Below are 26153 nucleotides of genomic sequence, written 5' to 3' on the forward strand. Positions count from 1 at the left end.
CATATCTGATGTTGGACCGGACGTTTTAGGACGTTGATCCAGGTCAAGATGTGGGAACGTGCCGCAGTAAGGTTCCGGCACGTGGCGGCCGCCCCCCGGCCATTCCCACACGCTTCGCTACTCTTCGCCTCCTCCTAGCGAATGGACGTAGACTGCGAGTTCCTTGACAGTCGTTTCGCCAAGGCGCTCCAACCAAGCGGGCATCGCTCCATGCTTGGGTGCGCGTACCTGAGCGGCTATTTCAGCTTCGCTGGCGCCATAAAACCAGATTGCGTCCACGAGATTAGGTGCGCCCATATCACGGCCACCTTGACCACCATCGCCGTGACAGGCCGCACAGTTTTCCTCGTAAACGACCTTTCCGGGCTCGACCAATGCCGGATCAGAAGACGTGTTCGAGAGCGACGCAACATAAGCCGCGACCTCTTTAATTTGCTTGTCTTCGAGGACGCCTGCGAATGCCGGCATTTCGGATATGCGCGTATCAGGGTCGCCGTTGAATCGAATGCCGTGCGCGATACTCTGGTAGATGCTTTTGATGTCACCGCCCCAGAGCCAATCGTCATCATTGAGGTTGGGATAGCCCGGTGACCCCTGAGCACCGGAGCCATGACACTGCGAGCAGTTGACTTTAAATGCCGCGGAGCCGGCCGATATTGCAAAGCGCCGCAGCTCGTCATCCGCAAGAATTTCGTTCAGCGACTTCTCTTTTATTGCCGTGCGTCGGCTGGCCTGGGTGGCCGTGGCCTCGTCGAGCTCTGCTCTCAGCTCGGCGCGACTCGAATAACCAAGAACGCCCTTTGTTGCCGACTCGATCATCGGCCACGCAGGCATGGCGATTGTGTATGCGATACCCCAGATGATCGTGGCGTAAAACGTACGGACCCACCAGCGCGGCATCGGGTTGTTGAGTTCCTTGATGCCGTCCCACTCGTGTCCCGTCGTGGAAACGCCCGTTACCTCGTCAATCTCTTCCTTGCTCATCTCAATCGTCCTTAAGAGGAATGCGGGCGGCTTCATCGGCGGCCTTCTTGCTGCCGGGACGGAAGGCGAAAACAACGACGCCAAGGAAGAAAACGGTCAGGAACAACAGGCCCCAGCTGTCCGCGAATTCGCGTAATGAATGGTAATCCATGCGGTCCCTCCTCAGCGGTAACCAGCGGCTTCGTCGTAGGTCGAGAAGTCGACAAGCGTGCCCAGCATCTGCAGGTAAGCGACAAGCGCATCCATTTCGGTCAGCGCTTCCGGATTGCCGTCGAAATCGCCGATCGGAGCTTTAGGATAACGCGCAAGGAGGCCAGAGCTGTCCGCATTGAGGTCTGCTTGTGCCCTCAGATCAGCTTCCGCGTTTTCAATCATTTCGTCCGAGTACGGCACGCCAACACGTTGATTGGCGACCAGTTCAGCCGAGAAGTTTCCCACCTCGAGGGGCGTGTTCATAAGGAAGGAATAACTCGGCATTACAGATTCCGGCACAACCGAACGCGGATCGATCATGTGCTGGACGTGCCACTCGTTGGAGTAGCGCCCGCCCACGCGAGCTAAGTCCGGCCCCGTCCGCTTCGAGCCCCACTGGAAGGGGTGGTCGTACATCGACTCAGCCGCCAAGCTATAGTGGCCGAAGCGCTCGACCTCATCACGAAACGGGCGGATCATCTGCGAGTGACACGTGTAGCAGCCCTCCCGCACATAAATGTTGCGGCCAGCCAGTTCGAGCGGCGAATAGGGCCTCATGCCTTCTACCTTCTCGATGGTGTTCTGGAGGTAGAAGAGCGGCACGATCTCGACGATACCGCCCACCGTGACCACCAAGAACGAGAAGATGAACAACAGGGTCGCGTTGCGTTCGATAATTTTGTGCTTGTCCAACAAGGCCATGGTTCAGGCTCCCTGCTCGGCTGGGCGAAGGGCGGTCGTGCGGCCACCGATCGGCTCCTCTTGTCGTTGATGCCCGCGGATCGTCATGACAATATTGAAGGCCATGATCAGTGCGCCGACGAGGTAGAGCCCACCGCCAATCGTGCGTAGGACGTAGTAGGGATGCATGGCCGCGACCGTCTCGGCGAACGAGTAGACGAGGAAGCCCTGCTCATCATAGGCACGCCACATCAAACCCTGCTGAATGCCTGAAACCCACATCACGGCCGCGTAGATGACGATTCCGATGGTCGCGAGCCAGAAGTGCCACGTGACAAGCTGGAGCGAGTAGAGTCGCTCACGACCCCACAACCTCGGAACCAGGAAGTAGATCGCACCGAAGGAAATCATCCCGACCCAGCCCAGGGCGCCGGAATGCACGTGTCCAATGGTCCAGTCGGTGTAGTGAGACAACGAGTTGACCGACTTGATGGACATTACCGGGCCTTCGAACGTCGACATGCCGTAGAAGGCTAGGGCAAGCACCATGATGCGAATAATCGGGTCGGTGCGGAGTTTGTCCCAGGCGCCGGACAGCGTCATGAGGCCGTTGATCATTCCACCCCATGACGGCATCCACAGAATGACCGAGAAGACCATGCCAAGCGTCTGCGCCCAGTCGGGCAGCGCTGTGTAGTGAAGGTGGTGCGGCCCCGCCCAGATGTAGAGGAAGATCAATGCCCAGAAGTGGATGATCGACAGGCGATACGAATAAATCGGCCGTTCTGCCTGCTTCGGCACGAAATAGTACATCATGCCTAGGAAGCCGGCGGTGAGCAGGAACCCAACCGCGTTGTGACCGTACCACCATTGCGTCAGAGCATCTTGGACGCCTGAGAATAGCGAATAGCTCTTGGAACCGAGGAAGGAGACCGGCACCGCAAGGTTGTTCACCACATGCAACATCGCGATGGTCACGATGAACGAGAGGTAGAACCAGTTCGCGACGTAGATGTGTGGCTCTTTGCGCCGGGTGATCGTGCCAAGGAACACGGCAAGATAAGCGACCCAAACAACGGTCAGCCACAGATCAACGTACCATTCCGGCTCAGCGTACTCGCGGCTCTGGGTGATACCCAGCAGGTATCCGGTCGCTGCCATGACTATGAAGAGTTGGTAGCCCCAGAATACAAACCACGCGAGGTTTCCCCCGAAAAGGCGCGCACGGCATGTTCTTTGGACGACATAAAAGGACGTCGCCATCAGTGCATTGCCACCGAATGCAAAGACCACTGCCGAGGTATGCAGCGGACGTAAGCGGCCGAAGGTAAGCCAGGGCTCGACGTTGAGGTCGGGATAGGCGAGTTGCAGCGCTGCCACGACACCAACAATGAGGCCGACTACGGCCCAGAACATCGTGGCGATAACACCGTACCTCACGGGGCCATCGAGATAGTCCGCATCCGTCGCGACGTGCGCATTGCCAGATGAATCGGAATTGCGAATGAGCAGTATTACGAAGACGAGCAATACGTAGAAAAGGACCCACATGTGGGTCGCAAAGGCGGCATCGTGCGCGAAGACGGCGGCTAAAAGCGCTAGGAACGTCGCGAGACTTACGAACGCAATCTCGGTGCCATATTTCATGGAAGGAGAGCCCCGCTGGTCAGACATCATGGCGGCCGGGCCTCGTGCTTCGGCCGCGACTTCGTTCTCACAAGATTGCGATGAAACAGACTTTGATTTGAATCAAAGGGGAAGATCGGCCGCACCGGCGGAATGACGCATGCCGATGGTTTTGCCGCCAAAGTGCTCTGCGTGGCGATTTAATTCATGGACGCACGCGCACGGGGTAGTCCAGTTCGATGACGAAGACCTGCTGTTCATCGACACGTATTTGTAGCCGTCGCGTATGCACGACAAAGGCAATGATCCCTTCCGCCGATGCAATCTCTACGATGTCTCCTGGCAACAGGTCGGCTTGGGGTACGGTATTGTGCAGTATCGTCAAAATCCCGCAGGTCTCGGCATGTTGGCGCGCGGTGGCTGTCAGTTCAATGCGTGTTTGCATGGATACGTCCGCCTGTCACTGCCACCCGATGTCTGCCTGTATTTCCGCGCCCTATGCGATCGAGGTTCTACTATGACGCTGCGCTACGCGAAAATTTCAATGGTGCTGGCTCTGGCCACGTTCGCCTTCCTGGTGACCTTCAATAATATCACCGACTATGGGTCGAATTTCGTCTTTGTGCAGCATGTCCTCAGCATGGACACGACATTTCCGAACAATTCGTCGATGTACAGATCCATAAGCACTCCGGCCCTCTGGCACGCCGCCTATTGGCTCATCATCGCCGGCGAAGGGATAACGTTCATTCTCCTTCTGCTGGGTGGTATCGCGATGTTTCAAGCACGTGAAGGTAGCGCCGCAGAATTCAACTCTTCGAAGAAATGGGCCATCGCCGGGTGCGCCGCTGGATTCTTCGTTTGGTTTTTCTTCTTCATGGTGATCGGCGGCGAATGGTTCTTGATGTGGCAATCGTCAACCTGGAACGGGCAGGACGCTGCGTTCAGGTTCTACATGACCATTCTGGGCGTTCTGATCTTCGTCAATCAGCCCGAACGTGAGCTCGGCTGAGACAGAGCGATCATCGCGTACCTCTCCGTCAGCATCGTAGACATATTGCCTGCGCACGTGCTAACGATCCTGTATATATGAGTATATAGGATGGGGGCATGCAGGGCTTGAAGAAGCTTGTTCTCGGCCTGATTGTTGGCGCCGTGTGCGTTGCGCCGATACCGGTCATGAGCGAAGCACCGAAAGTGGTGACGGTATTTGCCGCTGCCAGTCTCACCAATGCGCTCCAGGCGGCCGCTGACGCCTTTACGGAAAAGACCGGGATACGGACGAAGCTTTCCTTTGCGTCCTCGTCGACCCTGGCAAAGCAGATCGAGGCGGGTGCCGGGGCTCAGCTTTTCCTTTCCGCCGATGAAGGCTGGATGGATTACGTCCAAAAGCGCGACTTGCTTGCTCCGGACACGCGCCGGTCGCTGTTGGGAAATGGGCTTGTCTTGGTCGTTCCTTCGGACAAGCCGTTGGAAATCAGGATCACCGCTGATCAATCGTGGCTGAAGCAGCTGACGAAGGGGCGCATCGCAGTCGGCGATCCCGCCCATGTCCCTGCGGGCAAATACGCAAAGCAAGCGTTAACGCACCTGGGCGTGTGGGAGGCGGCCGCGCGCCGGCTTGCACGCGCGGATAACGTTCGGAATGCGCTCGTTCTCGTCGAGCGAGGAGAGGCTGTTGCCGGCATCGTTTACAGCACGGATGCTGCGATCTCCAAGGGCGTGACGATCGCCGCTCGTTTTCCCGAGACTACGCACAAGCCAATTACCTATCCGATCGCCCTGATGCGCGGCCACGAAACAGGGGCATCCCGGGCGTTCTACGACTTCCTCCAAACTGATGCCGCGCGCTCAATTTTCCTCGGCTATGGTTTTCACTTTGCCGAGCGATCCTATGAGCGGTCTTGAGTGCTAAGCGCGGTTGAAATCGAGGCGTTTTCACTCAGCCTCAGGGTCGCATTGCTTGCGTCGGCTTCGTGTTTGTTGCCTGCTCTCGTCGTAGCATGGGTGCTGTCACGCACGCGCCTCCCCGGCAAATCCGTGCTGAACGTCATTGCTCATGCGCCGCTTGTCCTGCCGCCGGTCGTTATCGGCTATCTCCTGCTCCTCACCTTCGGTGTCAGAGGTCCCGTTGGCGCGTGGCTCAACGACACGTTCGGCATCCGGTTGGTTTTCAGTTCCACGGGCGCTGTGCTGGCGGCCGCTGTCATGGCGTTTCCGTTGATGGTGCGCGCAATCCGTCTGTCGCTTGATGCCGTTGATCAGGGCCTAGAATTCGCGGCGCGATCACTTGGCGCTTCGCCGCTTGACGCGTTCTTGACGATAACTCTGCCGCTGATACTGCCCGGTATTCTTTCCGGCTTGATCATGGCGTTCGCTGCCAGCCTCGGCGAGTTTGGTGCGACGATCACCTTCGCTTCGAATGTCGAAGGGGAGACCCGTACGCTCCCACTCGCTATCTACACGGCCACACAAGTTCCGGATGGAGAGGCAGCCGCTCTCCGGCTCGTCGTGATTGCCATTATCCTTTCGCTGCTGGCCCTTGGTCTTTCCGAAGCAGCCGAGCGTTGGGCGCGGCGGACGGTTTACGGTTCATGATCGACATTCGCCTGCGCAAACGGCTTTCGGACCTGCAGCTCGATGTGACGTTCGCGGCGAAGTCGCGTGGTGTGACGGCAATTTTCGGACGCAGCGGCTCGGGCAAAACCTCCATCGTACAGGCTATCGCCGGCGGCCTCGTCCCCGATGAAGGACGCATCGCTGTCGATGACCGCGTCTTTTTCGATAGCGCAACGCGTATCAACATGCCGATCCATGAACGCCGGGTTGGGTATGTGTTTCAAGACAGCCGGCTGTTCCCGCACCTGTCCGTCCGAAAAAACCTGGACTACGGATTGCGCCGCGCGCGTGGCGCGTCTCGCATTGACTTCGACACGGCGGTCGAACTGCTCGGCATCACGCACCTTCTCTCTCGGCGGCCGCACAACCTATCCGGCGGGGAACGGCAGCGCGTCGCAATCGGACGGGCGCTTCTTGCACAGCCTTCGCTCCTGCTGATGGATGAACCGCTGTCCTCGCTCGATCCTCCGCGGAAATCAGAGCTGCTGCCCTATATCGAAGGGCTCCGCGACGAACTTGGACTGCCCATCCTTTATATTAGCCACGCATTCAACGAAGTCGTCCGGCTGGCCGACAACATCGTGCTGATCGACGGTGGCCGGGTACTTCGCTCCGGTCCGTTGCTCGATGTCGCCTCCGATCCCGAGCTTTCACCGCTGATCGGCCGGTTTGAAGCTGGTTCGGTTATCGAATGTGTCGTCGCACAGCACGATGAGGACCTTGCGCTTTCGACGCTTAGCTTTTCCGGCGGCATGCTGCGCGTGCCCCGCGTCGACCTCGATATCGGCGCACCCGTGCGTGTCCGCATCAGAGCACGCGATGTCGCACTCGCGCTCACGCCTCCGGTTGATATTTCCATCTCGAACAGGTTGCCTGGAAAGTTGATGAGCCTCACCGAAGGTGGCGGCCCTTACGTTGAGGCCTCCGTTGACCTCGGTGGCGCGACGCTGCGCGCATTGATCACGCGCGAGTCGGCAACGCGCCTTAAGCTCACGCCCGGACAAGAGCTGTGGGCTCTCGTCAAAACTGTCGCTTTGGATAGCCGTTCGGTCGGCTTCATGCGTCGCGCGCGCTCGTTTTCTTTCCCGTCCGCGTAGCGCCATCGCGCTCGTAAGCGACGTCAGTCGCTGCGACGATCTCTTCAATGGATCCTGCGGCCGCCTTCTTACACCGGCGCTCAGCCGTCCGATATATCGCGATCAGCCGTTCTCCGAATGGGGTCAGTTCAGCGCCCGAGCCCTGGGAGCGCCCGGGGAATGTCGCCACCGCCGGTTCACTAAAGGCCCGATTTACGTCATCGATCAAAAGCCACGCGCGCCGATACGACATATCAAGATCGCGCGCGGCAGCCGAAATCGAACGCCGGCGTTGTACCGCTTCGAGAAGCGCAATCTTACCCGGTCCCAAACGTGAGCCGTTTGGGAGATCAATACGCAGAGAAAGACGCGGGGTAGTCATCGCGGATGAGAGGCTCACTACAACGGTGGATTCGCTGCATCGTAGCATCTCAGGCTGTCGGCGGCACTAAGTGCGCCAGAAAGGGCGAGACGGATCACGCGCTCCGGCTCGCATTCTGCGTCAGGGATATGAGACGGGAGGAAGTTGTTCGATTGCCCTGCGTGCCGTCGGGTTAAGCCCTTCGCCCCCAGCAGCCAAGTGCGCATGAATGCCAGCCCGCATCCGCGGGTCCCAAAACATCCGGATATGGGTGGCCGTTCCGGCTACCGCCTTTTCCTCCCCTTGCACGGCCAGATTTCGCGCGATCTGGTTGGCCATCATGACAAGCTTTTCAGCAGGCTTCATGAAATGCGTTCTCCTTAAGCGTTGAATTCTTTTGTTCCGGACTGTGCCGGAGCCGTTCGCGATGGGTGAAAACCTCGAAACTGTCGTCACGCGCGATCGCGATGAGGGTAATTCCGGCGGCCTCAGCCGTGCGCAGGGCCAGCGCGGTGGGTGCTGATACCGCGACCACAACGGGAGCGCCGAGCTTTGCCGCCTTCTGAATCATTTCCACTGAAACTCGGCTGGTCAGAACGATGACGCCGTTTGAGGCCTCGACGCCGTTGCGAACGCACGCGCCTGCCAGCTTATCGAGAGCGTTATGCCGCCCGACGTCTTCGCGTAGTGCAACCAAGCCTTCGCCCTTCCGCCATAGCCCAGCGGCATGCATCGCTTTGACCTGAGCGTTCAGCACCTGGGCAGGCATCACGGAGTCGATGGCCGCCAGCACGTCTTCCACATTTAGGGCCAAGTCGGACTCGACCTGCTGCACGACGGGCAAAGCGGCGTCGAGACTTTCGACACCACACAAGCCACATCCTGTAGGCCCGAGTAGCGATCTGCGGCGTTCCGCATTGGCGACGCCCGCACGGGGTGCCAGCCAAACGCGCGCTTCTATGCCGTTTTCACGTGGCACGATATCGACTTCAACGACATCGTCGAGGCACGAGATCTTGCCTTCCGTGAAACTAAAGCCAATCGCGAAGTCGTCGATGTCAACGGGGCTCGCCAGCATAACGGCATGGGTGACGCCATCGTAAACCAATGCGATGGGCGTCTCCTCAGGGATCATGCGGCCGATCCGTTCGCACTTCGCCGATGAGACTTTCAACGGCGAAGTGCGTTCGAGAGCCTCGGACATGTCCGCTACTCCGCGGCTTCCACGGCCATGACGCGGCGGCTGCGTTCGGAGAACTCGCGATACTCCTCCTGCGATTGCGTCGGTCCATTGGAGAGCGAGACTTGCACCGCGGTCACCTTGTATTCAGGACAGTTGGTTGCCCAATCCGAATAGTCGGTGGTCACGATGTTGGCCTGTGTGAGGGGATGGTGGAACGTCGTATAGACGACCCCCGGTGCCACGCGATCGGTAATGAGCGCACGCAGCGCCGTTTCACCAGAGCGGCTTCTCACGGTGATCCAATCACCCTCCTTCACGCCGCGCTGTTCAGCATCGTGCGGATGGATTTCCAGGCGATCTTCCTCATGCCACATCACGTTGTCGGTGCGCCGCGTTTGAGCACCCACGTTGTACTGCGACAAGATACGGCCCGTCGTCAGAATGAGCGGGAAGCGTGATCCCGTCTTCTCATCGGTCGGGACGTACTGGGTGAGCATGAACCGGCCCTGTCCGCGGGTGAACGTCTCGGTATGCATGACCGGGAAGCCGCTGGGATGCTCGTCATTGCAGGGCCATTGGATCGAACCGAGTTCTTCGAGCTTCTTGTAGCTCACGCCATTAAAGGTCGGCGTGAGCAGCGCGATCTCGTCCATGATCTGGCTCGGATGCTGGTAATCCCAGTTCAGCCCCATGGCCTTCGCAATAAGCTGTGTGACCTCCCAATCCGCATAGCCGTTCTTGGGCGCCATTACGCGGCGTACAGGCTGAATGCGGCGTTCCGCGTTTGTGAACGTTCCGTCCTTTTCCAGGAAGGTAGACCCAGGCAGGAAGACGTGTGCGTAGTTCGCGGTCTCGTTCAGGAAGAGATCCTGAATGACGACGCATTCCATGGCCCCAAGCCCCGCAGCTACGTGCTGCATGTCGGGGTCGGACTGCAGAATATCTTCGCCCTGGATGTAAATTCCCTTGAAGGTACCTTCCACCGCCGCGTCGAGCATATTGGGAATGCGTAGACCGGGTTCGGGATTGAGCTTTACGCCCCATGTTTTCTCGAACAACGAACGTGTCACTTCGTCCGAGAGGTGGCGATAACCGGGAAGCTCGTGCGGGAAGGAGCCCATATCGCACGAACCCTGCACGTTGTTCTGGCCACGCAGCGGGTTCACGCCGACACCTGGACGGCCGATGTTTCCAGTCGCCATCGCTAGGTTGGCAATCGCCATAACGGTGGTCGATCCCTGGCTGTGTTCGGTCACGCCGAGACCGTAGTAAATCGCGCCGTTGCCGCCGGTGGCGTACAGGCGTGCGGCTGCCCGAACTGCTTCTGGATCAACACCGGTGTACTGTTGCATCCGCTCCGGTGAATTGGCTTCGGCAGAGACGAAATCGGCCCATTCCGTGAATTCGTTCCAGTCGCAGCGCGCACGCACGAACTCTTCGTTCACGAGGTTCTCGGTCACAATCACATGTGCGAGCGACGTCAGCATTGCGACGTTTGTGCCCGGCTTCAACGCCAGGTGTTGCTCCGCTGAAATGTGCGGGCTGCGAACGAGATCGATGCGCCGCGGGTCAACGACAATCAGCTTAGCGCCTTCGCGGAGCCGCTTTTTCAGACGGCTACCGAACACGGGGTGGCCATCGGTCGGGTTCGCACCGATGACCATGACCACGTCAGCATGTTCAACGGAATCGAAGTCCTGCGTACCGGCGGATTCACCGAACGTCGTCTTGAGGCCGTAGCCCGTAGGCGAGTGGCAAACACGCGCGCAGGTGTCGACGTTGTTCACGCCGAAGCCCTGCCGAATGAGCTTCTGAACAAGAAAGACGTCTTCGTTGGTGCAGCGCGAGGACGTGATGCCCCCGACAGCGCCTTTTCCGTACTTTTCCTGAATGCGCTTGAATTCGGAAGCCACGCGTCCGATCGCTTCTTCCCAGGTCGTCTCGCGCCAGGGCTGGTCGATGCTGTCACGGACCATGGGATTGAGAATGCGATCGCGGTGCGTCGTGTAACCGTAAGCGAAGCGGCCCTTAACGCAGGAATGGCCACGGTTCGCTTTGCCGTCCTTGTAGGGGACCATGCGAACGACTTCCTCGCCGCGCATCTCAGCCTTAAACGAGCAGCCTACCCCGCAATAGGCGCATGTCGTCACCGCAGAGTGTTCCGGTTGGCCGATCTCAATAAGGCTCTTTTCCGAGAGCGTTGCCGTCGGACACGCCTGGACGCAGGCGCCGCAGGATACGCATTCGGATGACAGGAAGTCTTCGTCCATGCCCGGCGACACGCGGCTATCAAAGCCCCGGCCGGAGATCGTTAGAGCGAACGTGCCCTGCACTTCCTCACATGCGCGTACGCAACGGTTGCAGACGATGCATTTGGAGGGGTCATACGCGAAATACGGGTTCGATACGTCCTTATCCATGAACAGATCGTTCTTGGAACCACACTGGCTTTCAAAGACATGGTTCGCACCATCGTAGCCATAGCGCACGTCGCGCAGGCCGACGGCGCCGGCCATATCCTGAAGCTCACAGTCGCCATTCGCGGCGCAGGTCAGGCAGTCCAAGGGGTGGTCGGAGATGTAAAGCTCCATCACACCGTTGCGAATCTCTTTGAGCCGCTGTGTCTGTGTCCGCACGACCATGTCGGGAGCGACAGGTGTGGTGCACGATGCAGGCGTGCCATTACGGCCTTCAACCTCAACGAGGCATAGACGGCAAGATCCGAAGCTTTCCAGCATGTCGGTGGCGCACAGTTTGGGGATGGCGGTTCCCATCTCCATAGCGGCGCGCATGATGGACGTTCCCTCCGGAACGGTAACCGACGTTCCATCGATCGTCAGCGTCACCGTTTTTTCAGATTTCGACTCAGGCGTCCCATAGTCGATTTCTTTGATGATCGTCATTGTCATTACTCCGCTGCGGCCGGCAATTTGCGGGCACGGCCAAAATCGTCTGGAAAATGGGTCAGGGCGCTCATAACGGGATATGGCGTGAAGCCGCCGAGCGCGCACAGCGAACCGAATTTCATCGTGTTGCAGAGGTCCGCGACCAGATCGAGGTTCTTATCGCGATCCTGCCCGCCCATGATCTTGTCCATGGTCTCCCGGCCGCGGATCGCGCCGATCCGACACGGTGTGCATTTTCCGCAGCTCTCGATTGCGCAGAAGTCAAAGGCGAACCGGGCCTGCCGCGCCATGTCGACGGTGTCGTCGAACACCACGATGCCGCCATGGCCGATGAGGCCGTCCCGCGCCGTGAAAGCTTCATAATCAAACGGCGTATCAAACAGGTCCTGAGGGAAGTACGCGCCCAGCGGCCCACCGACCTGAACGGCCTTGATGGGACGGCCCGAAGCGGTGCCACCGCCGACGTCTTCGACGAGCTCGCCCAGCGTGATACCGAACGCAACCTCGAACAATCCGCCCTGCTTGATGTTTCCGGCAAGCTGGATGGGCATCGTTCCGCGCGAACGCCCCATCCCGAAGTCCGCATAGGCCTGCGCACCCTCGGCAAGAATGAAAGGTACGGCCGCTAAGGATAGTACGTTGTTGATGATGGTCGGCTTGCCAAACAAGCCTTCGTGCGCCGGAAGCGGGGGCTTGGCACGCACAAGACCACGCTTGCCCTCTAAGCTTTCCAGAAGGGAGGTTTCCTCACCGCACACGTAGGCGCCCGCGCCGAGGCGTACTTCGAGCTCGAAAGCGTGGGACGAGCCACAAACAGTCTGGCCGAGGTAACCCGCTGCCTTTGCCGTGTCGATCGCTTCGTTCAGCGCTGTCGCTGCGTGGGGGTACTCAGAGCGCAGATAGATATAGCCGCGGGTCGCCCCAACGGCGATACCGGCGATCGTCATGCCTTCGATGAGGACGAAGGGATCGCCTTCCATGATCATGCGATCCGCAAAGGTTCCGCTATCGCCCTCGTCAGCATTGCAGACGATGTACTTCTGATCAGCCCTGGCATCGTGGACCGTTTGCCACTTGATGCCCGTTGGGAACCCCGCGCCGCCGCGCCCTCGCAAGCCTGATTTCTTGACCTCGTCGATAATGCCTGAGGGCTCCAACGCAAGCGCCTTTGCGAGTCCTTCATATCCGCCATGTGCTTTATAGTCTGCGAGCGAGACAGGATCCGTGATCCCGCAGCGCGCAAACGTCAGCCGTGTCTGACGCTTAAAGAAGGGAATCTCCTCCGTAAGACCCAGCGCTTTCGACGTCTTGATGCCTGCGGCTGCCGCGCCCTGGCTGAGTTCTGCGACAAGGCCATCAACGTCGGCCGGTGCGATTGGACCAAACGCGTAACGCTTGCCCTGATCTTCTATCTCGACGAGCGGCTCCAACCACAACATGCCGCGCGAACCATTGCGCACAATCTCGACGTCTATTTTCGCCTGCTCAGCCAGCAATGCGAAACGCTTCGCAACGTCATCAGCTCCACAGGCGACGGCCGCGGCATCGCGCGGAATAAAAATCCGTTTTGTCATGCGCCGGCCTCGCCGAGAATTGCTTCGAGTTTTTCGACATCGAGACGGCCAATCAAACGGCCATCGAACATGGCGGACGGCGCCGTTGCGCAAAGCCCCAGACAATAGACGGCTTCCAGCGTGACGCGGCCATCGGGGGTGGTCTCACCGCACGCAACGCCGATGCGGTCTTCCGCCTTTTTCACGAGCGATTCGCAGCCCATCGCTTGACAGGCCTCAGCCCGGCACACCTTGAGAACGTAGTGACCCGCCGGCGCATCGCGGAAATCATGATAAAATGTGACACATCCGTGCACTTCAGCGCGCGATAGGTTCAGCGCTTGGGCTATGACCGGAACAGCAGCCTCGGGCACACAACCGAAGGTCTCTTGGACTTCGTGCAGGATTGGGAGAAGTGGGCCTTCTCGGTGCGCGTGACGGGAGACGATTGCGAGCGTCTCGCTTTCGTTCCAGGCATCGTGACGGGGCATTCTTTTATCTCCAGAATTTGCGTTGTCCGACCTTGTTTGGGATGGTTCTAAGTTTCAATAGAGCTGTTCCGTTGTGCGATTGCACATGCTTATCGTTCCATTTTTCCATGCTTATACTGTGCGTTACGATTTCTCATGCTGCGCCGCAGCAATCCACAGCGTCAAGCCGGATGCAGCTCGTCCGCACGCGCGAAGACACGCTCGGCGACCCTAAGAAACTTGCTGACGTTGGGGGTGTGGGTCTCGCGGTTCGGCAGAATCAAGCCGATCGAGTGTGTGATCGTCGGTTCAACGATCGGGATTGCCCGCAAGCGGCCCGGACGGGCCATTTCTTCAGCAAAACATACAGGAATGATGCTGGCCCATTCCCCCGTCCTCACGTGGGCGTACAAGATTAGCATCGAATTGGATTCGAGCGTGCACGTGGGATTCGCACCGGCATCGCGGAGATGGCGTTCAATCAAGCGGCGATTCTGCATGTCGGAAGACAACTGGCAGAGCGGCAGGCTGCCAGCCTCAAGCCAACCTACCGAGTCGCGATCTGCGAAAGGACCGTCAGGAGCAGTGAGCAGCGCATAGCGCTCCTCGTAAAGGTGCATTCCTTTGAAACGCCCCAGGGGCTCGGAATCCAAATATGAAATGCCCACATCAATTTCGAGATTATCGAGCGTCGCCAAAATCTCAACGGACGCCATCGAGGTAATTCTCAGGCGGACGTCACGGCAGCGCTCGCGAAATGGCAGCGTCAACCTCGTCATGATCGGCAAGGCTGTCGGGATGACCCCAACGCGCAGCTCGCCGGACAAGTTGCGCCGCAGCGCTTCGATCTCCTGGCGCATCGCCCGAGCGTCGCCGGACAATTGACGCGCCCAGGTTAGAATTCGCTGCCCCTCCGGCGTGAAGCCCTGAAAGCGTGATCCGCGCTCGACGAGGAGCACTCCAAACTGATCTTCAAGACTTTTGACGGCGGACGAGAGCGTCGGCTGAGTCACGCCGGCGGACTGCGCAGCCCTACCAAAATGCCGCTCGCGGGCGAGATGCAGCAATAATTCGAGTTTTTCGATCATGCGACCTAGAGGGGGCGGCCGTAGCTGCCCTGGCATCCGTGTGGTGCTGAGCCGTTATCCGGGTTCCGTTGAACCGATCTGCAGCGGCGGCTTCAGCCTATGGAGCAACCATAGCTCAACCTCAACGGTCGTGCAAAATTTACTCTGTCTATGTGTGAATTACATTTTTATGAGTCTGTTTTGAAATTTATGCATACGATATTTCGGCCGCCAGCTGGCCCTGACATGGCGAATTCTCATGCTTTCTCGCACCTTATGGTTGTGCCTTTGATTTGAGGTCGTCTTCGGATCGCCCCCTGGTGGGGCGCCGTGTCAGCCGGTCCAGTCCTCGAAGTGATCTTCGCGCGTGACGGGCACTCGTGTCTTCGGCGGGCGCATTGCTGTTCCAATTGAGAGGAAGCCGATTAGCCGTTCTGAGGGCTTTTTGCAGAAGGCCTGCTGAAGTGTCGGCGTATCGATTTTGCGCCCGCTGGTCATCATGGCGCCGTAACCCATCGCGTGACAGGCGAGAAGCATATTGGCTGCCGCAGCTCCCAAAGAGATGTACTGCTCATGGACCGGCACCTTGGGATGGTTCTCTGTAATGTCGACCAAAAGTGCGATGAGTGTAGGCGCGTTAAAGGCGCGCGCGCGTTCTGCTTCAACCTCGGCCTCTGTGGCCTCGGGCTGATAGAGTCGCTTTTCTTCCGCAAAAAGATTCGCAAGATGCGCACGCCGCTCGTCGGGCACTCGCAGAAAACGCCACGGACGGAGTGGGCCATGGTCGGGAGCAGTCAAGCCTGCCGCGATGATGAGTTCGAGTTCGTCTTGCGACGGTCCGGGTGCACCCAGCCGTTTCGGCGCTACTGATCGACGAGAAAAAAGAGTCTCGAAGAACGCCTCACGCGCTGTCCCCGTCAACGGCTCACCGTTGATCAACGCACTTAGTTCGGCATTGTCGTCATTGACGGGCTTTTGCGCTTTGGCTGCCATGTGTTCTCAGTTGTTATCAGCCCGGACAGAGCTATCTCTGCCAAAAAGCGAAAATCAGCTCTCGCTTCCCGCCCGGATGATAACGGCTGTCATCCGACTGACAAGAATGTTCTCCGAGGCTCAGCTCAGTCATACTTTCTCTCTTGCCGACTTCCTCCGAGTTCTTTAGCAGCCAGCCGATGATTATCCGTCCTTACACGCATGCTGACAGCGACGCCGTATGGTGCATCATTGAACCTGTGTTGCGCGCTGGTGAGACTTACGCCTTGCCCGCCGACTGGACCCAAGATGAAGCCCTGGCCTATTGGCTCCAGCCCGGACACGACGTGTTTATTGCGGAGGACGAAGACCAGATTCTTGGGACTTACTATCTCCACGCGAACCAAATGGGTGGGGGTGCGCACGTCGCCAACTGTGCGTTCATGGTCGATAGTCATACTACCGGACGCGGTGTCGCTGGAGCCATGTGCGCGCATGCGTTGCGACACGCTGAGGCTCTCGGCTTTCGGGCCATGCAGTTTAACTTTGTGGTGAGCACCAATACGCGTGCGGTCGCTCTGTGGCTGCGTCACGGCTTCGAGATCGTCGGAACTCTTCCCGCCGCCTTCCACCACCCGACGCTTGGCTTTGTCGACACCTACGTCATGTATCAAACGTTGTAGAGATCAAGGTTGGTCCAGAGACCGGTCCCTTCCTGTCAGGGGTAACTGTCGAGAACGCCTGCAAGCGCCTCATCCAGTTCCCGATACCTCGGCAAAGCGAGAAGAAAAATGGTCTCCAACGCGTGCCGCATCTCGCTCACTGTTTCCAAGAAATGCCGCTCCGGCTCTTGACCGAACCGGTGCAGGGTCAGGCGGTTATTGGCGAGAGCATAGCGCACGCCACGAATCGGCCGAGATGCGATCAAACGGCGTCTGAACGGAGACGCTGGATGCGTTGAGACATAGTAGTTGGAGACCTCGTAGTCGGGCGGATAGTGTCCCTGAAGATCAAACCGATAGATTGATCTCCACTCTCGACCGTCCCATAGCTCCAGAATCCAGTCACCTTCAGCTTCCGTCAGTCGGAACGGTTCGTTTGGAGTGGATTGCTCGATATCGGCCTCAAGCCGCAACGGCGCTGTCGGTGTATTGCCGCCGAAACCGACGTCGACAATGTACGGCGTCTCTTGGACTTCGACGAACAGCAACATGTGGCTTCTTTCGACGACAGTGCCAGGCGGCTGGTTCCATAGGACCCGCGCCGCGAGCCCGCGGACCTTGTATCCCAATGATTTGAGCACACTTGCAAGGAGCGTATTCTGCTCGAAGCAGTATCCGCCGCGTCTTCCATGAACGAGTTTGGATTGGAGCGCGCTGATATTCAGGAAGACCTGACGGCCGAGAAATGAATCGAGATTCTCGAACGCGATAGCTGCAGTGTGTTTGGCCTGCAGTGTTCTCAGCGTCTCGAGGGAGGGCGTGTCCGGCCCGGAATAATTGATGCGCTTAAAGTACGCGCCGAGATCCAAATTCGCTTCCATTACATGCGTGCTCCCGATCTATTGAACAATCCGGAGCCCCTCTATAAAACCTCAAGCATACTTGAGGTAAAGCAAAAAATGGCAAGCAAAACAAACTCTGGTCTCGCCAAAGATCTCTCCGTGGGAGAGGTCGCCGACCGTAGCGGTCTCGCGGTGTCTACTCTCCACTTTTATGAGTCGAAGGGGCTGATCACGAGCTGGCGTACGACGGGCAATCAGCGCCGCTATTCTCGCGATGTCCTACGCCGCGTCGCCATCATCAAGGTGGCGCAACGCACCGGCGTCCCGTTGGCTGCCATTTCCGAGGCGTTAAAAGTCCTGCCTGCGGACCGATCGCCTACAGCTCAAGACTGGCGGAAGTTATCCGCGCGGTGGAAAGAGGAGCTTGATGACCGCATTTCAAAACTGACCCAGCTCCGTGACGACTTGAACGGCTGCATCGGTTGCGGCTGCCTGTCATTAAAGCAGTGCCCGTTACGTAATCCCGACGACGAAGCCCATCTCCACGGTCCCGGCGCACGGGCCTTCGATTGAACGGTGACGACCTCACGCGTTCCCGGGGGTGACGGTTGTGTCGCGCGCACGCTCATTCGTTGAGCGGAAATCCCGGGTGAACAGCGCCCCGATGCTGCATAATTTGCATCTTTATCTATGATTTATTGCATTGCGTCGTCCAAACCGTAGAATACTTAAAAATGCAGCATGCAAGGGGATACGGCGGTGGCTGAACGAGGGTATGGGAAATGCGGATGCGCATTCAAGGTTGCGGTGCTGAGTGCCGTCTTCGCGGGATGGACCACGGCCGTGACTTCCGCTGAAGATATCAATCTCTACGCGGCGGGGAGCCTGAAGGCCGCGCTGACGGATGTCGCGAAAGCTTTCGAGCAAAAGTCCGGCGGACAGCAGAGCGTTAAAACGACGTTCGGCCCTTCCGGTTTGCTGCGGGGGCGCATCGAAAAGGGCGAGCCCGCGCACGTCTTTGCATCGGCGAATATGGCTCATCCCAAAAAGCTCGCCGAAGCCGGAAAGATATCCGGCTCTGTGAAGATGTTCGCCCGCAACCAGCTTTGTGCTCTCGTGAAGCCCGGTCTCGCAGTCACCTCGGAGACCCTTCTGGACACGATGCTTGACGAAAAGGTTCGTGTCGGGACTTCCACACCGAAAGCGGACCCGTCAGGGGACTATGCTTTTGCGCTGTTTGCCAAGGCCGAGCCTCTTAAGGCAGGTGCTCAGGCCAAGCTTGAAAGCAAGGCCTTGAAGCTGACCGGTGGACCCGACTCCGCCAAACCACCAGAAGGTCGGCACCTCTATGCGTGGGTTATGTCTGAAGACAGAGCCGACTTGTTTCTGACCTACTGCACGAATGCAGTGCTGGCTAAGAAAGACACGCCATCGCTCGTCATTGTCGATATCCCGAACGCGTTGGCTGTCGGTGCTGATTATGGTCTTGCTGTAATGGCTTCAGCGCCAGCGGAGGCTGATGCTCTTGCCAACTTCATTCTCGGCCCGGACGCGCAAGCGATCCTCGCAGAGTATGGATTTGGCAAGGGAGATGATGTGCTTCCAGCCGGCAAGTAGCGCCGCGCGTGCGGTTTGCTTTAACGCACGGCGCGGCTACTCTCCCCCGTGCATTCCAACTAGCAGGTCGCTCGTGTCGATATACCGCCAGCTCAAGGTTTGTTTTCTCGCTCTGGCTTGGCTGTCAGGCTCAAGCGCTTTGGCGCGCGAGCTTGTCGATTCCGGTGGGCGCCCCATCAATGTGCCGGAGCAGATCACCAAGGTCTTCGCGGCGGGGCCCCCGGCTTCGATTTTACTCTATGTCCTAGCTCCGGAGAAAATGACCGGCTGGCCAAACCCGTTGCGTCCGGCCGAGGCTCCTTATGTTGCAGAGCCTTTTCGCGACCTTCCCGCACTCGGGCGCCTTACGGGCAGAGGCGGCACGGCCAATCTCGAAGTCGTTTTGCGCGTAAAGCCCGATCTCATTCTTGATTTCGGCTCGGTGCGGGACACCTACATCTCGCTTGCCAACGCAGTGCAGTCGCAGACGGGCATCCCGTATGCCCTGATCGATGGACGGTTTGCTGCGACTCCCGCATCCTTGCGGTTGCTCGGCAAAATCCTCGCCGTTGAGGAGCGCGCCGAAACACTCGCCAGTTATGTTGAGAAAACTTTCAACGAGATTGATTCTGTAATCGCATCCATACTCGAGAGCGATCGTCCCCGCGTCTATCTAGCCCGTGGCCCGGATGGACTTGAGACGGGCGTCAAAGGATCAATCAATACTGAAATCATCGAACGGGCGGGCGGGCGGAACGTTGCCGACGCGCCCGGTCAGCGCGGCATCGTGCGCGCGTCCATCGAACAGGTAATCGTCGCCAACCCCGACACCATCATCACCTGGGACCCGATCTTTTACGAGAATGTCTACAAAGATCCGTTGTGGTCGGGGATAGAAGCCGTCGAGCGTCGGCGAGTCTACCTCAGTCCCGTGGCGCCGTTCGGGTGGATTGACCGGCCACCGTCAATCAATCGGGTCATCGGCCTGAAATGGCTTGCGGGTCTTTTCTATCCTGACAAACTCGGCGGCGATCTCAACGCCATGACGCGTGAGTTTTATAAGCTATTCTACCACGTGGATCTGAGCGATGCCGAATTGGAGACGCTGATCGAATGGTCGAAGGGACAAGCACCCTCGAACGCCGGCGCACGCTGAGCGAGCATCCCACCGCCATCTTGTTCGGATTGACGGGCTTGCTCGTCGTCCTGATAGCCGTGGCGGCATCCACAGGTGCTTATCCCATCAGCTTTGGTGAGATGCTCGCCGCCATATGGCGTTGGCTCACCGGACAAGATCCTATCGGAACCACGGACACCGTTCTATTTGAAATCCGGCTGCCGCGGGTCTTTGCGGGTGTTCTCGCGGGTGCGGCTCTCGCCGCGGCCGGTGCTGCCTATCAAGGTCTCTTTCGGAATCCGCTCGTTTCGCCGGACATCCTCGGCGTCTCATCGGGCGCCGGGCTCGGTGCCGTCATCGGTATTTTCTTCTCGTTGCCGATATGGGCCATTCAATTTTCGGCGTTTGCAATGGGGCTGGCCACTGTTGGCGTGGTCTATCTCATTGCCAGCATGGTGCGGGGGCGTGAGCCGATCCTGGTGCTCGTGCTGGCCGGGGTTGTTGTGGGTTCCCTTACGGGTGCGGCGATCTCGCTTTTAAAGATCCTCGCCGATCCCTACGATCAGTTGCCGGCCATTGTCTTCTGGCTGCTCGGCAGCTTGTCCAGCATCCGCAATGCCGACGTTATCAACGCCGCGCCGCTCGTTCTCATCGCGCTCATTCCTCTCATCCTGCTGCGCTGGCGCATCAACGTCCTTTCGCTCGGAGATGAAGAGGCCAAGGCCCTCGGCGTTGATTCAAGCAAACTCAGGCTCGTTGTGATTTTTGCCGCGACGCTCATGACCGCGAGTGTCGTTGCCATCTCTGGCGTTATCGGTTGGGTCGGTCTCGTCATTCCACATCTCGCCCGCATGCTCGTGGGCCCGAACTTCGAACGCCTGTTGCCTGCTTCCATGCTGATGGGCGGCGGTTATTTGCTCTTGGTCGATACGGTGGCGCGGTCCCTCACGGTTACGGAGATCCCGCTCGGCATTCTGACGGCGATTATTGGTGCGCCGTTCTTCCTTTGGTTGCTTGCGCGCGGCCGGGACGGATGGTCATGAACCAAGCAGCTCCCCTTCGCACACCCATCATCGTCACGCGCGAGCTCGGCACTGGATATCCGGGCTACGCTGTCGGCCGAGACATCTCTTTGGGCATTGCTCCCGGTGAGGTCCTTTGCCTGCTAGGCCCTAACGGCTGTGGCAAGACAACATTGTTCAAGACAATGCTGGGATTGCTACCGGCACAAGCCGGCGAGGTGCTGATCGACGGGCAACCAATCATCTCTCTCGCTCGTGCCGACATCGCACGTCGGGTTGCCTACGTACCGCAGGCGCATGCCGCTCAATTCCCTTATCGGGTCATCGATATGGTGGTGATGGGGCGCACGGCCCACCTCGGTCTCTTCGCCGCGCCGTCTCCCGCAGATCGCAGCAAGGCCCATGAAGCTTTGGGCGCGCTTGGCATCGATGAACTTTCCGAAGTGGAATACACACGCATCAGCGGTGGGCAGCGGCAGCTCGCTTTAATCGCGCGGGCCCTGGCGCAAGATGCTCCGGCGATCGTCATGGATGAACCGACGGCGAGCTTGGATTTCGGCAATCAGGTTACCGTGCTGTCGGAAATCAAACGTCTCAAAGGCCTTGGCCTTGCCATCGTGCTTTCCACCCATGATCCCGATCATGCCTTCAGCGTCGCGGACACCGTCGCGTTGATGCATAACGGACGCCTCATGTCACAAGGACCGCCTGCGGCAGTGCTTACACCGCAGGCATTGCAAACCGTCTACGGGGTCAACGTGTCCCTTGTCGACCTGGATGGCGGACGCACCCTTTGTGCGCCCGATTACGAAACGGGCCGCCTGCGCTAACACGCTTTGCCAGGGCTTCTTATCGGAAAGCCGAGCACTCTAGCTATCGATACCGAGGATCACCTCGCTGGCTTTGATGACGGCTTTAACCGGCTTGCCCGGTGCCAGTCCGAGGTCTTCGACAGCATCAACCGTGACCGTCGAGGTAATGGTGTTGCCACCACCGACATCGATTTTGACCTGTGCGGCCACGGCACCCTTCTTGATCTCGGTGACTGTGCCGGAAAGCACGTTGCGTGCGCTCAACTTCATGGGGTGGTCTCCTGCGGTTAGAGGCTTTCGAACGTTCCGAACCGGAGCGGAGCCAAAGCGCCGACCGGTTTTGCGACGATAGCGCCAGTACGCGCCGTTAGACAATCCGTCGGCGCAACTACGGGAAACTAGGGCTAACCCGCGTTCTTCCCCTCTCAGCCACCTGGTCAAGAGCGCTTTGCGCTGCGTCTAAGCGTTCGCCATCCGATCACAATGCCCGACACCGAAATGACGAGTCCGGCGAGGGACAACACCCAAATGATGATGTCTCGTGCGGGCTGGTTGCGCAGCAAGATCGGCAGGTCGTAGTCATGAAAGAAGTTGAACAACCAGCGGTATATCCTGCCGCTACTGTCGCTTAGGCCCGCGATCGCTCCCGTCGCCGGATCGAGGAACAACCATGTCGCCGCAGGATCGTCGAACATCGCCCTGATGACCGGGAGCGGTCGTTGTCGGTGATGCGAATACCAATAGACGTCTTCCTGGGTGAGGACTTCCGTTTCGACGATTTGGTTTCTGGGCCGCACGTGGCGCGCCGCCTCTAATAAGACGTCATTTTCTATCTGCGTTGTGACGCCGGTTTTCGCCTCTGCGAGTGCTGTCGTGCTGTGATTGCGCGCGATTATGAAGGGCTGTCCGCCGATCCAGGAAAACGAAATGTCCGTGGGCTGCTGCCGGCCAACAGCGTTGAGGGCTTCGGGTGTTACACCTGAGGTGCTCGCCGGCGTCCAACCAGCGTAGCCCGTCCGCTGTTCCTGCGTGACTTGCGTGCGTGTGAACATTTGGAATGGATTGACGGAGAGCCATCCACTGAAGATCCAGGTTGTCAGGAAAATCCCGCCCACCAGTCCTCCGATGTGATGCCATTTCATCCAGCCGCGATAGGGCGTGACGCGGCCGCCCTTGTACGGTTTACGTACGCGTAGTCTCAGAATGCCGATCCAGAGCCCTGTGATCGCACCTATGACGAGGGGGCCCGAGAGCCACATGACGGATTGACGCCATAGCTGCTGATCCCGGCGAATTGGCGTGAAGTAGATCCAATGCGGGATCGCCCCGAGCCAATTCCAGAAGCGTTCGGTCCGCGTCGCGTTCTGCACGATCTCGCCGGTTTGGGAGGACACATAGACGATTGTCCCCCGGCCATCATCAATGGCGAAGCGATAGAGCGGGCGGTGCGCGTCGTAGCGGCGTGTCACCGTCCACTGGTCATGGTCCAGCGTCTCCATCAGGCGGTGGGAGACGCCAGGAAAGACCTTGAACAGATGCTGCGCGGCGTCCTCTGCACTGACGCTCCCGATCTCGTCTCCCGTCTCTGCGGAAATCACGACGTGTTTGCCACCTGCCACGATGCGGTAAACCGGCGTCTCTCCGAGCATTTCAAGCCGGAAGGCGGTCGGGTAGATGTTCGTTCCCGCCTTGGCCAACGCGACGTCCGGCGTGACATTCACACGCGTCGTATCGACAGTTGGAAGTGCCGCGATGCGTTCCTGATCACTCCAATTCGGAAAGGGCACGTAGAGCATCACGAGGCCCGACAAGAACCACATGACGCAGAGCACGCAGGTCGCCACACCTAGCCAACGATGAAAGAGGTACAGCCAGCGCTTGGCGGTCTTCACCGTCCGCCGCGCGACACCATTGGGCGCGCGCGACGGAGTGGTGAAGGCGCGGGGTCCTTCAAGCCGGATCATGTCAGTACTTGATCCGGTAGCTCAATTCAGCCGAGCGCGGGGGTGCAAGTTGCCACTCGGTTGTGCTCCCGCCCGTCGTATAGACCTCGTCGAAGACGTTGAAGACGCGCAGGGAAACTGCGCTCTTTTCGGTCACGTGATAGTCGAGCCCCAGGTTAACGACCGTGAAGTCGGGGCGCTCCACGAGGTTGGCATCGTCACTGTAGATGGAGCCAACCCACTGTGCGCCGATGCGGGCTTCCCAATCGGGAAGAAATGCCCAAGTCAGCCAGCTATTGATGACCTGCTCCGGCACGTTCCTCGGGCGCTTGCCGGCGTAGTTGATTCCGCCTGAGCCGATGTACTCATCATAGCGCGCCTCGAGCAATGCGACGTTGCCCTCATATCGGAGCGTGTCGGTGAGCTGCAGGGCAAGCGAAGCCTCAACGCCACGCGAAGATTGCCGACCAACCTGCTGGACGATGTCCGGATTGTCAGGGTCGCGCGAGAGAAGGTTCTTCTTCTCGATGTCGTAGCCTGCCAGGGTCCATTCGCCTCGTCCGTTCCAGAACGATTGTTTTACGCCGATTTCAATCTGACGCCCCGTTGCAAGATCGTACTCAGCGTTTGATTTGCTGAGCGTGATCAGTCCTCCAATGGGATCGACGCCCGTCGCATACTGCCCGTAAAACGCAAGCCCCGGCAGCGGGCTGTAAACCGCGCCCGCCCGCCATGTGACGTTTGAAAACTCCTTCGTGAAGCGTTCTCCGGTTATGAGATCGTGCCGCTCCATCGTCGGCCGGTCGAGGCGGATGCCAGCCACGAGCGAAAGTTGGTTGGACAGCTTCAGCCGATCCTCGGCGAAGAGCGCATACTGCGAGGTCTCGGTATCGAACTTCGGACGTGTACCGTCCGTGTTTATGAACCAGCCCGGATGCGGGTTGAACGGATCGACATCGGATGCGCCGCTGTATGGAGAATTGTTCGTGTGGCGGAAGTCGATGCGGTTGACGTCAAAGCCGACCACCATCTCGTTCTTGACGCCGCCCGGAAGAGCAGTGCGGACCGTGGCATCCAACCGATTTCCGATCTGCTCCTGATCATGAAAGATCTCGATATAGGAGGACCGATCTATACGGCCCGCGTTGTACGCATAGGACTCGACGTTGCGCCAGTGACGGTTGCTGGTCAGACGGTAGGCGGTGTTGCTCAGTTCAATCCAATCTGCCGGTTTCCACTCCGTCTTGAACTGGGTCCAGTTATCCCGGTAGTGAACGTCGCTGTCGCGGGCGTTGTAACTCTTGAAGCGAATGCTGTCCGGCACCGTGCCGTTGATGAGCGGCGTGCCCCAATAGCGCAGAGGGGACTGATCGCCGTAGTCGTGTGAAACGGTGAAGGACAAGTCGCTCGTCGGGCGCCACCGCAGAGCTCCAGATACCGCGATTGAGCTGAAGTCTCCCTCGTCATCGAGCCAGCCGTCAGACTTGATGCCGCTGGCATCGAAGCGATAGGCGAGACTGTCACTGATCGGGCCGCCAGAACCAATGCCGAAGCGTTTCGTGGCATCGGTGCCGATCGCGATCTCGGCTTCATGCGTAAAATAGTCGGTCGGCTTTTTCGGCACGACGTTGACGACGCCGCCGATTGCGCCTTCTCCATAAAGAACGGAGGCCGGACCACGGAGCACTTCAATGCGTTCGGCCGACCACGTGTCGAAGGGAAACGAAACGGTGCCCGAGCCCACATAAAGACGCGTGCCATCGTAAAGCTGCATCACCGAACCATGGCCGACGAAACCACGAGCCGTGAGACTGCTGCCGCCGTTGCCGGGAGCTGCGGCAGATGTAAAGCCGGTGGCGTTCTGGGTGACTGCTTCTGTGACAGACTGCTGTCCACGCTCGCGAATGGATTGCGCGGGAATGATCTCCACGCTCGCTGGCGTCTCCAGCGGCGTCAGCCCAAGCCGACTGCCTGTTGCAGCGGGTGCATCGAGGTTCAAGCCAGGTTTCGTTTCTCCCTGCCCCGTGCTGGCGGATGCCGTTTCGGCGAGAGTTGTCGGGATCGGTTGCGACACCGCTGTTGCCCCGGCCTGAGGCTTTTTCGGCTTTGGTTTCGCCGAAGAGGTTTGCTGCGTCGTCACTTCGATGGTGGGGAGTTCCACCGCCTCATTGGCTGCTGGCGCAGTTTGCGACATGGCTTTGCCAGCGAAGGCGGGGGCGACGACGGCAAGTGCTAATAGGCTCAAACGCGAAGCGTGTAGTGAAGGTATTCCAAGGACATTCGACATGATGATCCCGTCACAGACTATGGACGGGAGAAACGGCGGACACTTCCTAGCCCACGCAGAGCAGCCACGCTGGCCGCGGCAACAGGTTGCAACGACACAGGCGCGCGCGTGTTGAACTGCGCGGTTCTTTTAAGTCTGTCAGTGAGTTTTCAAGACCCTAGGCATGCCTGACGCTGCTCCCA

Annotated in this window: 27 protein-coding genes; 10 read left to right on the top strand and 17 right to left on the bottom strand. The window is 58.8% G+C overall.

What is annotated here, in order from left to right:
- Window positions 1-117: 117 nt before the first annotated feature.
- The 5 genes from ccoP to K5845_RS09020 form a co-directional block, all read right to left on the bottom strand.
- A complete protein-coding gene (ccoP, locus tag K5845_RS09000; protein ID WP_046478987.1) occupies window positions 118-984 on the bottom strand; it encodes a cytochrome-c oxidase, cbb3-type subunit III in 867 nt (288 codons plus the stop codon).
- Window position 985: 1 nt separating this feature from the next.
- Window positions 986-1135, bottom strand: coding sequence for a CcoQ/FixQ family Cbb3-type cytochrome c oxidase assembly chaperone (locus tag K5845_RS09005; RefSeq protein ID WP_046478989.1), 150 nt, complete (start codon window positions 1133-1135; stop codon window positions 986-988).
- A gap of 11 nt (window positions 1136-1146) precedes the next feature.
- On the bottom strand, window positions 1147-1878 hold the full coding sequence (ccoO, locus tag K5845_RS09010) for a cytochrome-c oxidase, cbb3-type subunit II (RefSeq protein ID WP_287958828.1): 732 nt from the start codon (window positions 1876-1878) through the stop codon (window positions 1147-1149).
- A 3-nt stretch (window positions 1879-1881) separates the two neighbouring features.
- A complete protein-coding gene (ccoN, locus tag K5845_RS09015) occupies window positions 1882-3504 on the bottom strand; it encodes a cytochrome-c oxidase, cbb3-type subunit I (protein ID WP_046480608.1) in 1623 nt (540 codons plus the stop codon).
- A gap of 184 nt (window positions 3505-3688) precedes the next feature.
- The gene (locus tag K5845_RS09020) at window positions 3689-3928 is read right to left on the bottom strand and encodes a hypothetical protein (protein ID WP_287958829.1); all 240 of its coding nucleotides are present in this window, start codon (window positions 3926-3928) and stop codon (window positions 3689-3691) included.
- Between the two features lie 72 nt (window positions 3929-4000).
- Here K5845_RS09020 and K5845_RS09025 point away from each other — a divergent pair, with 72 nt between their 5' ends.
- From K5845_RS09025 to modC, 4 genes are all read left to right on the top strand, one after another.
- Window positions 4001-4495, top strand: a complete 495-nt coding sequence (locus tag K5845_RS09025; RefSeq protein WP_090229033.1) for a DUF2165 family protein — start codon at window positions 4001-4003, stop codon at window positions 4493-4495.
- A 98-nt stretch (window positions 4496-4593) separates the two neighbouring features.
- Window positions 4594-5391, top strand: a complete 798-nt coding sequence (modA, locus tag K5845_RS09030; RefSeq protein WP_046478998.1) for a molybdate ABC transporter substrate-binding protein — start codon at window positions 4594-4596, stop codon at window positions 5389-5391.
- Window positions 5392-6081, top strand: coding sequence for a molybdate ABC transporter permease subunit (modB, locus tag K5845_RS09035; protein ID WP_090229030.1), 690 nt, complete (start codon window positions 5392-5394; stop codon window positions 6079-6081).
- The gene (gene modC, locus K5845_RS09040) at window positions 6078-7199 is read left to right on the top strand and encodes a molybdenum ABC transporter ATP-binding protein (protein ID WP_287958830.1); all 1122 of its coding nucleotides are present in this window, start codon (window positions 6078-6080) and stop codon (window positions 7197-7199) included. The genes modB and modC overlap by 4 nt, the downstream gene beginning before the upstream one ends.
- Here modC and K5845_RS09045 read toward each other — a convergent pair.
- The 8 genes from K5845_RS09045 to K5845_RS09080 form a co-directional block, all read right to left on the bottom strand.
- Window positions 7159-7560, bottom strand: a complete 402-nt coding sequence (locus K5845_RS09045; protein WP_046479002.1) for a winged helix-turn-helix domain-containing protein — start codon at window positions 7558-7560, stop codon at window positions 7159-7161. The two genes, modC and K5845_RS09045, sit on opposite strands and share 41 nt — an antisense overlap.
- 120 nt (window positions 7561-7680) lie before the next feature.
- Window positions 7681-7905: a formate dehydrogenase subunit delta gene (locus K5845_RS09050; RefSeq protein WP_287958831.1), complete on the bottom strand. Its 225-nt coding sequence runs from the start codon at window positions 7903-7905 to the stop codon at window positions 7681-7683.
- Entirely contained in the window at window positions 7892-8743 is an 852-nt protein-coding gene (fdhD, locus tag K5845_RS09055; RefSeq protein WP_287958832.1) for a formate dehydrogenase accessory sulfurtransferase FdhD, read from the bottom strand. The genes K5845_RS09050 and fdhD overlap by 14 nt, the downstream gene beginning before the upstream one ends.
- A 5-nt stretch (window positions 8744-8748) precedes the next feature.
- Entirely contained in the window at window positions 8749-11625 is a 2877-nt protein-coding gene (fdhF, locus tag K5845_RS09060) for a formate dehydrogenase subunit alpha (protein ID WP_046480609.1), read from the bottom strand.
- Between the two features lie 5 nt (window positions 11626-11630).
- Complete coding sequence (locus tag K5845_RS09065) at window positions 11631-13202, bottom strand: formate dehydrogenase beta subunit (protein ID WP_287958833.1); 1572 nt, start codon at window positions 13200-13202, stop codon at window positions 11631-11633.
- The gene (locus tag K5845_RS09070; protein ID WP_046479006.1) at window positions 13199-13672 is read right to left on the bottom strand and encodes a formate dehydrogenase subunit gamma; all 474 of its coding nucleotides are present in this window, start codon (window positions 13670-13672) and stop codon (window positions 13199-13201) included. Before K5845_RS09070 ends, K5845_RS09065 begins: the two co-directional genes overlap by 4 nt.
- A 161-nt stretch (window positions 13673-13833) precedes the next feature.
- Window positions 13834-14739 (bottom strand): LysR family transcriptional regulator, encoded by a 906-nt coding sequence (locus tag K5845_RS09075; protein WP_046479007.1) that lies wholly within the window; start codon window positions 14737-14739, stop codon window positions 13834-13836.
- A gap of 312 nt (window positions 14740-15051) precedes the next feature.
- A complete protein-coding gene (locus tag K5845_RS09080) occupies window positions 15052-15711 on the bottom strand; it encodes a nitroreductase family protein (protein WP_052743919.1) in 660 nt (219 codons plus the stop codon).
- Between the two features lie 179 nt (window positions 15712-15890).
- On the opposite strand from K5845_RS09080, the gene K5845_RS09085 reads away from it, so the two are divergent.
- Window positions 15891-16373 (top strand): GNAT family N-acetyltransferase, encoded by a 483-nt coding sequence (locus K5845_RS09085; RefSeq protein WP_046479008.1) that lies wholly within the window; start codon window positions 15891-15893, stop codon window positions 16371-16373.
- Between the two features lie 35 nt (window positions 16374-16408).
- On the opposite strand, the gene K5845_RS09090 is transcribed toward K5845_RS09085, so the two are convergent.
- Window positions 16409-17233, bottom strand: a complete 825-nt coding sequence (locus K5845_RS09090; RefSeq protein WP_287958834.1) for an arylamine N-acetyltransferase family protein — start codon at window positions 17231-17233, stop codon at window positions 16409-16411.
- A 78-nt stretch (window positions 17234-17311) separates the two neighbouring features.
- Here K5845_RS09090 and soxR point away from each other — a divergent pair, with 78 nt between their 5' ends.
- From soxR to K5845_RS09115, 5 genes are all read left to right on the top strand, one after another.
- Window positions 17312-17767, top strand: coding sequence for a redox-sensitive transcriptional activator SoxR (soxR, locus tag K5845_RS09095; RefSeq protein WP_046480611.1), 456 nt, complete (start codon window positions 17312-17314; stop codon window positions 17765-17767).
- Window positions 17768-17953: 186 nt separating this feature from the next.
- A complete protein-coding gene (locus K5845_RS09100; RefSeq protein ID WP_287958835.1) occupies window positions 17954-18811 on the top strand; it encodes a molybdate ABC transporter substrate-binding protein in 858 nt (285 codons plus the stop codon).
- Between the two features lie 73 nt (window positions 18812-18884).
- Complete coding sequence (locus K5845_RS09105; RefSeq protein ID WP_046479010.1) at window positions 18885-19946, top strand: iron ABC transporter substrate-binding protein; 1062 nt, start codon at window positions 18885-18887, stop codon at window positions 19944-19946.
- Complete coding sequence (locus K5845_RS09110) at window positions 19904-20950, top strand: FecCD family ABC transporter permease (RefSeq protein ID WP_090229010.1); 1047 nt, start codon at window positions 19904-19906, stop codon at window positions 20948-20950. The genes K5845_RS09105 and K5845_RS09110 overlap by 43 nt, the downstream gene beginning before the upstream one ends.
- Window positions 20947-21759 (top strand): ABC transporter ATP-binding protein, encoded by an 813-nt coding sequence (locus K5845_RS09115; RefSeq protein WP_090229439.1) that lies wholly within the window; start codon window positions 20947-20949, stop codon window positions 21757-21759. The genes K5845_RS09110 and K5845_RS09115 overlap by 4 nt, the downstream gene beginning before the upstream one ends.
- Before the next feature lie 39 nt (window positions 21760-21798).
- On the opposite strand, the gene K5845_RS09120 is transcribed toward K5845_RS09115, so the two are convergent.
- The 3 genes from K5845_RS09120 to K5845_RS09130 form a co-directional block, all read right to left on the bottom strand.
- A complete protein-coding gene (locus K5845_RS09120; RefSeq protein ID WP_046479012.1) occupies window positions 21799-22011 on the bottom strand; it encodes a TOBE domain-containing protein in 213 nt (70 codons plus the stop codon).
- A 167-nt stretch (window positions 22012-22178) separates the two neighbouring features.
- Window positions 22179-23705 (bottom strand): PepSY domain-containing protein, encoded by a 1527-nt coding sequence (locus K5845_RS09125; RefSeq protein WP_287958836.1) that lies wholly within the window; start codon window positions 23703-23705, stop codon window positions 22179-22181.
- Window position 23706: 1 nt separating this feature from the next.
- The gene (locus tag K5845_RS09130) at window positions 23707-25971 is read right to left on the bottom strand and encodes a TonB-dependent receptor (RefSeq protein WP_287958837.1); all 2265 of its coding nucleotides are present in this window, start codon (window positions 25969-25971) and stop codon (window positions 23707-23709) included.
- Window positions 25972-26153 lie beyond the last annotated feature (182 nt).

Origin of the sequence: Filomicrobium sp., assembly GCF_025698805.1 — a bacterium.
Classification (GTDB): domain Bacteria; phylum Pseudomonadota; class Alphaproteobacteria; order Rhizobiales; family Hyphomicrobiaceae; genus Filomicrobium; species Filomicrobium insigne.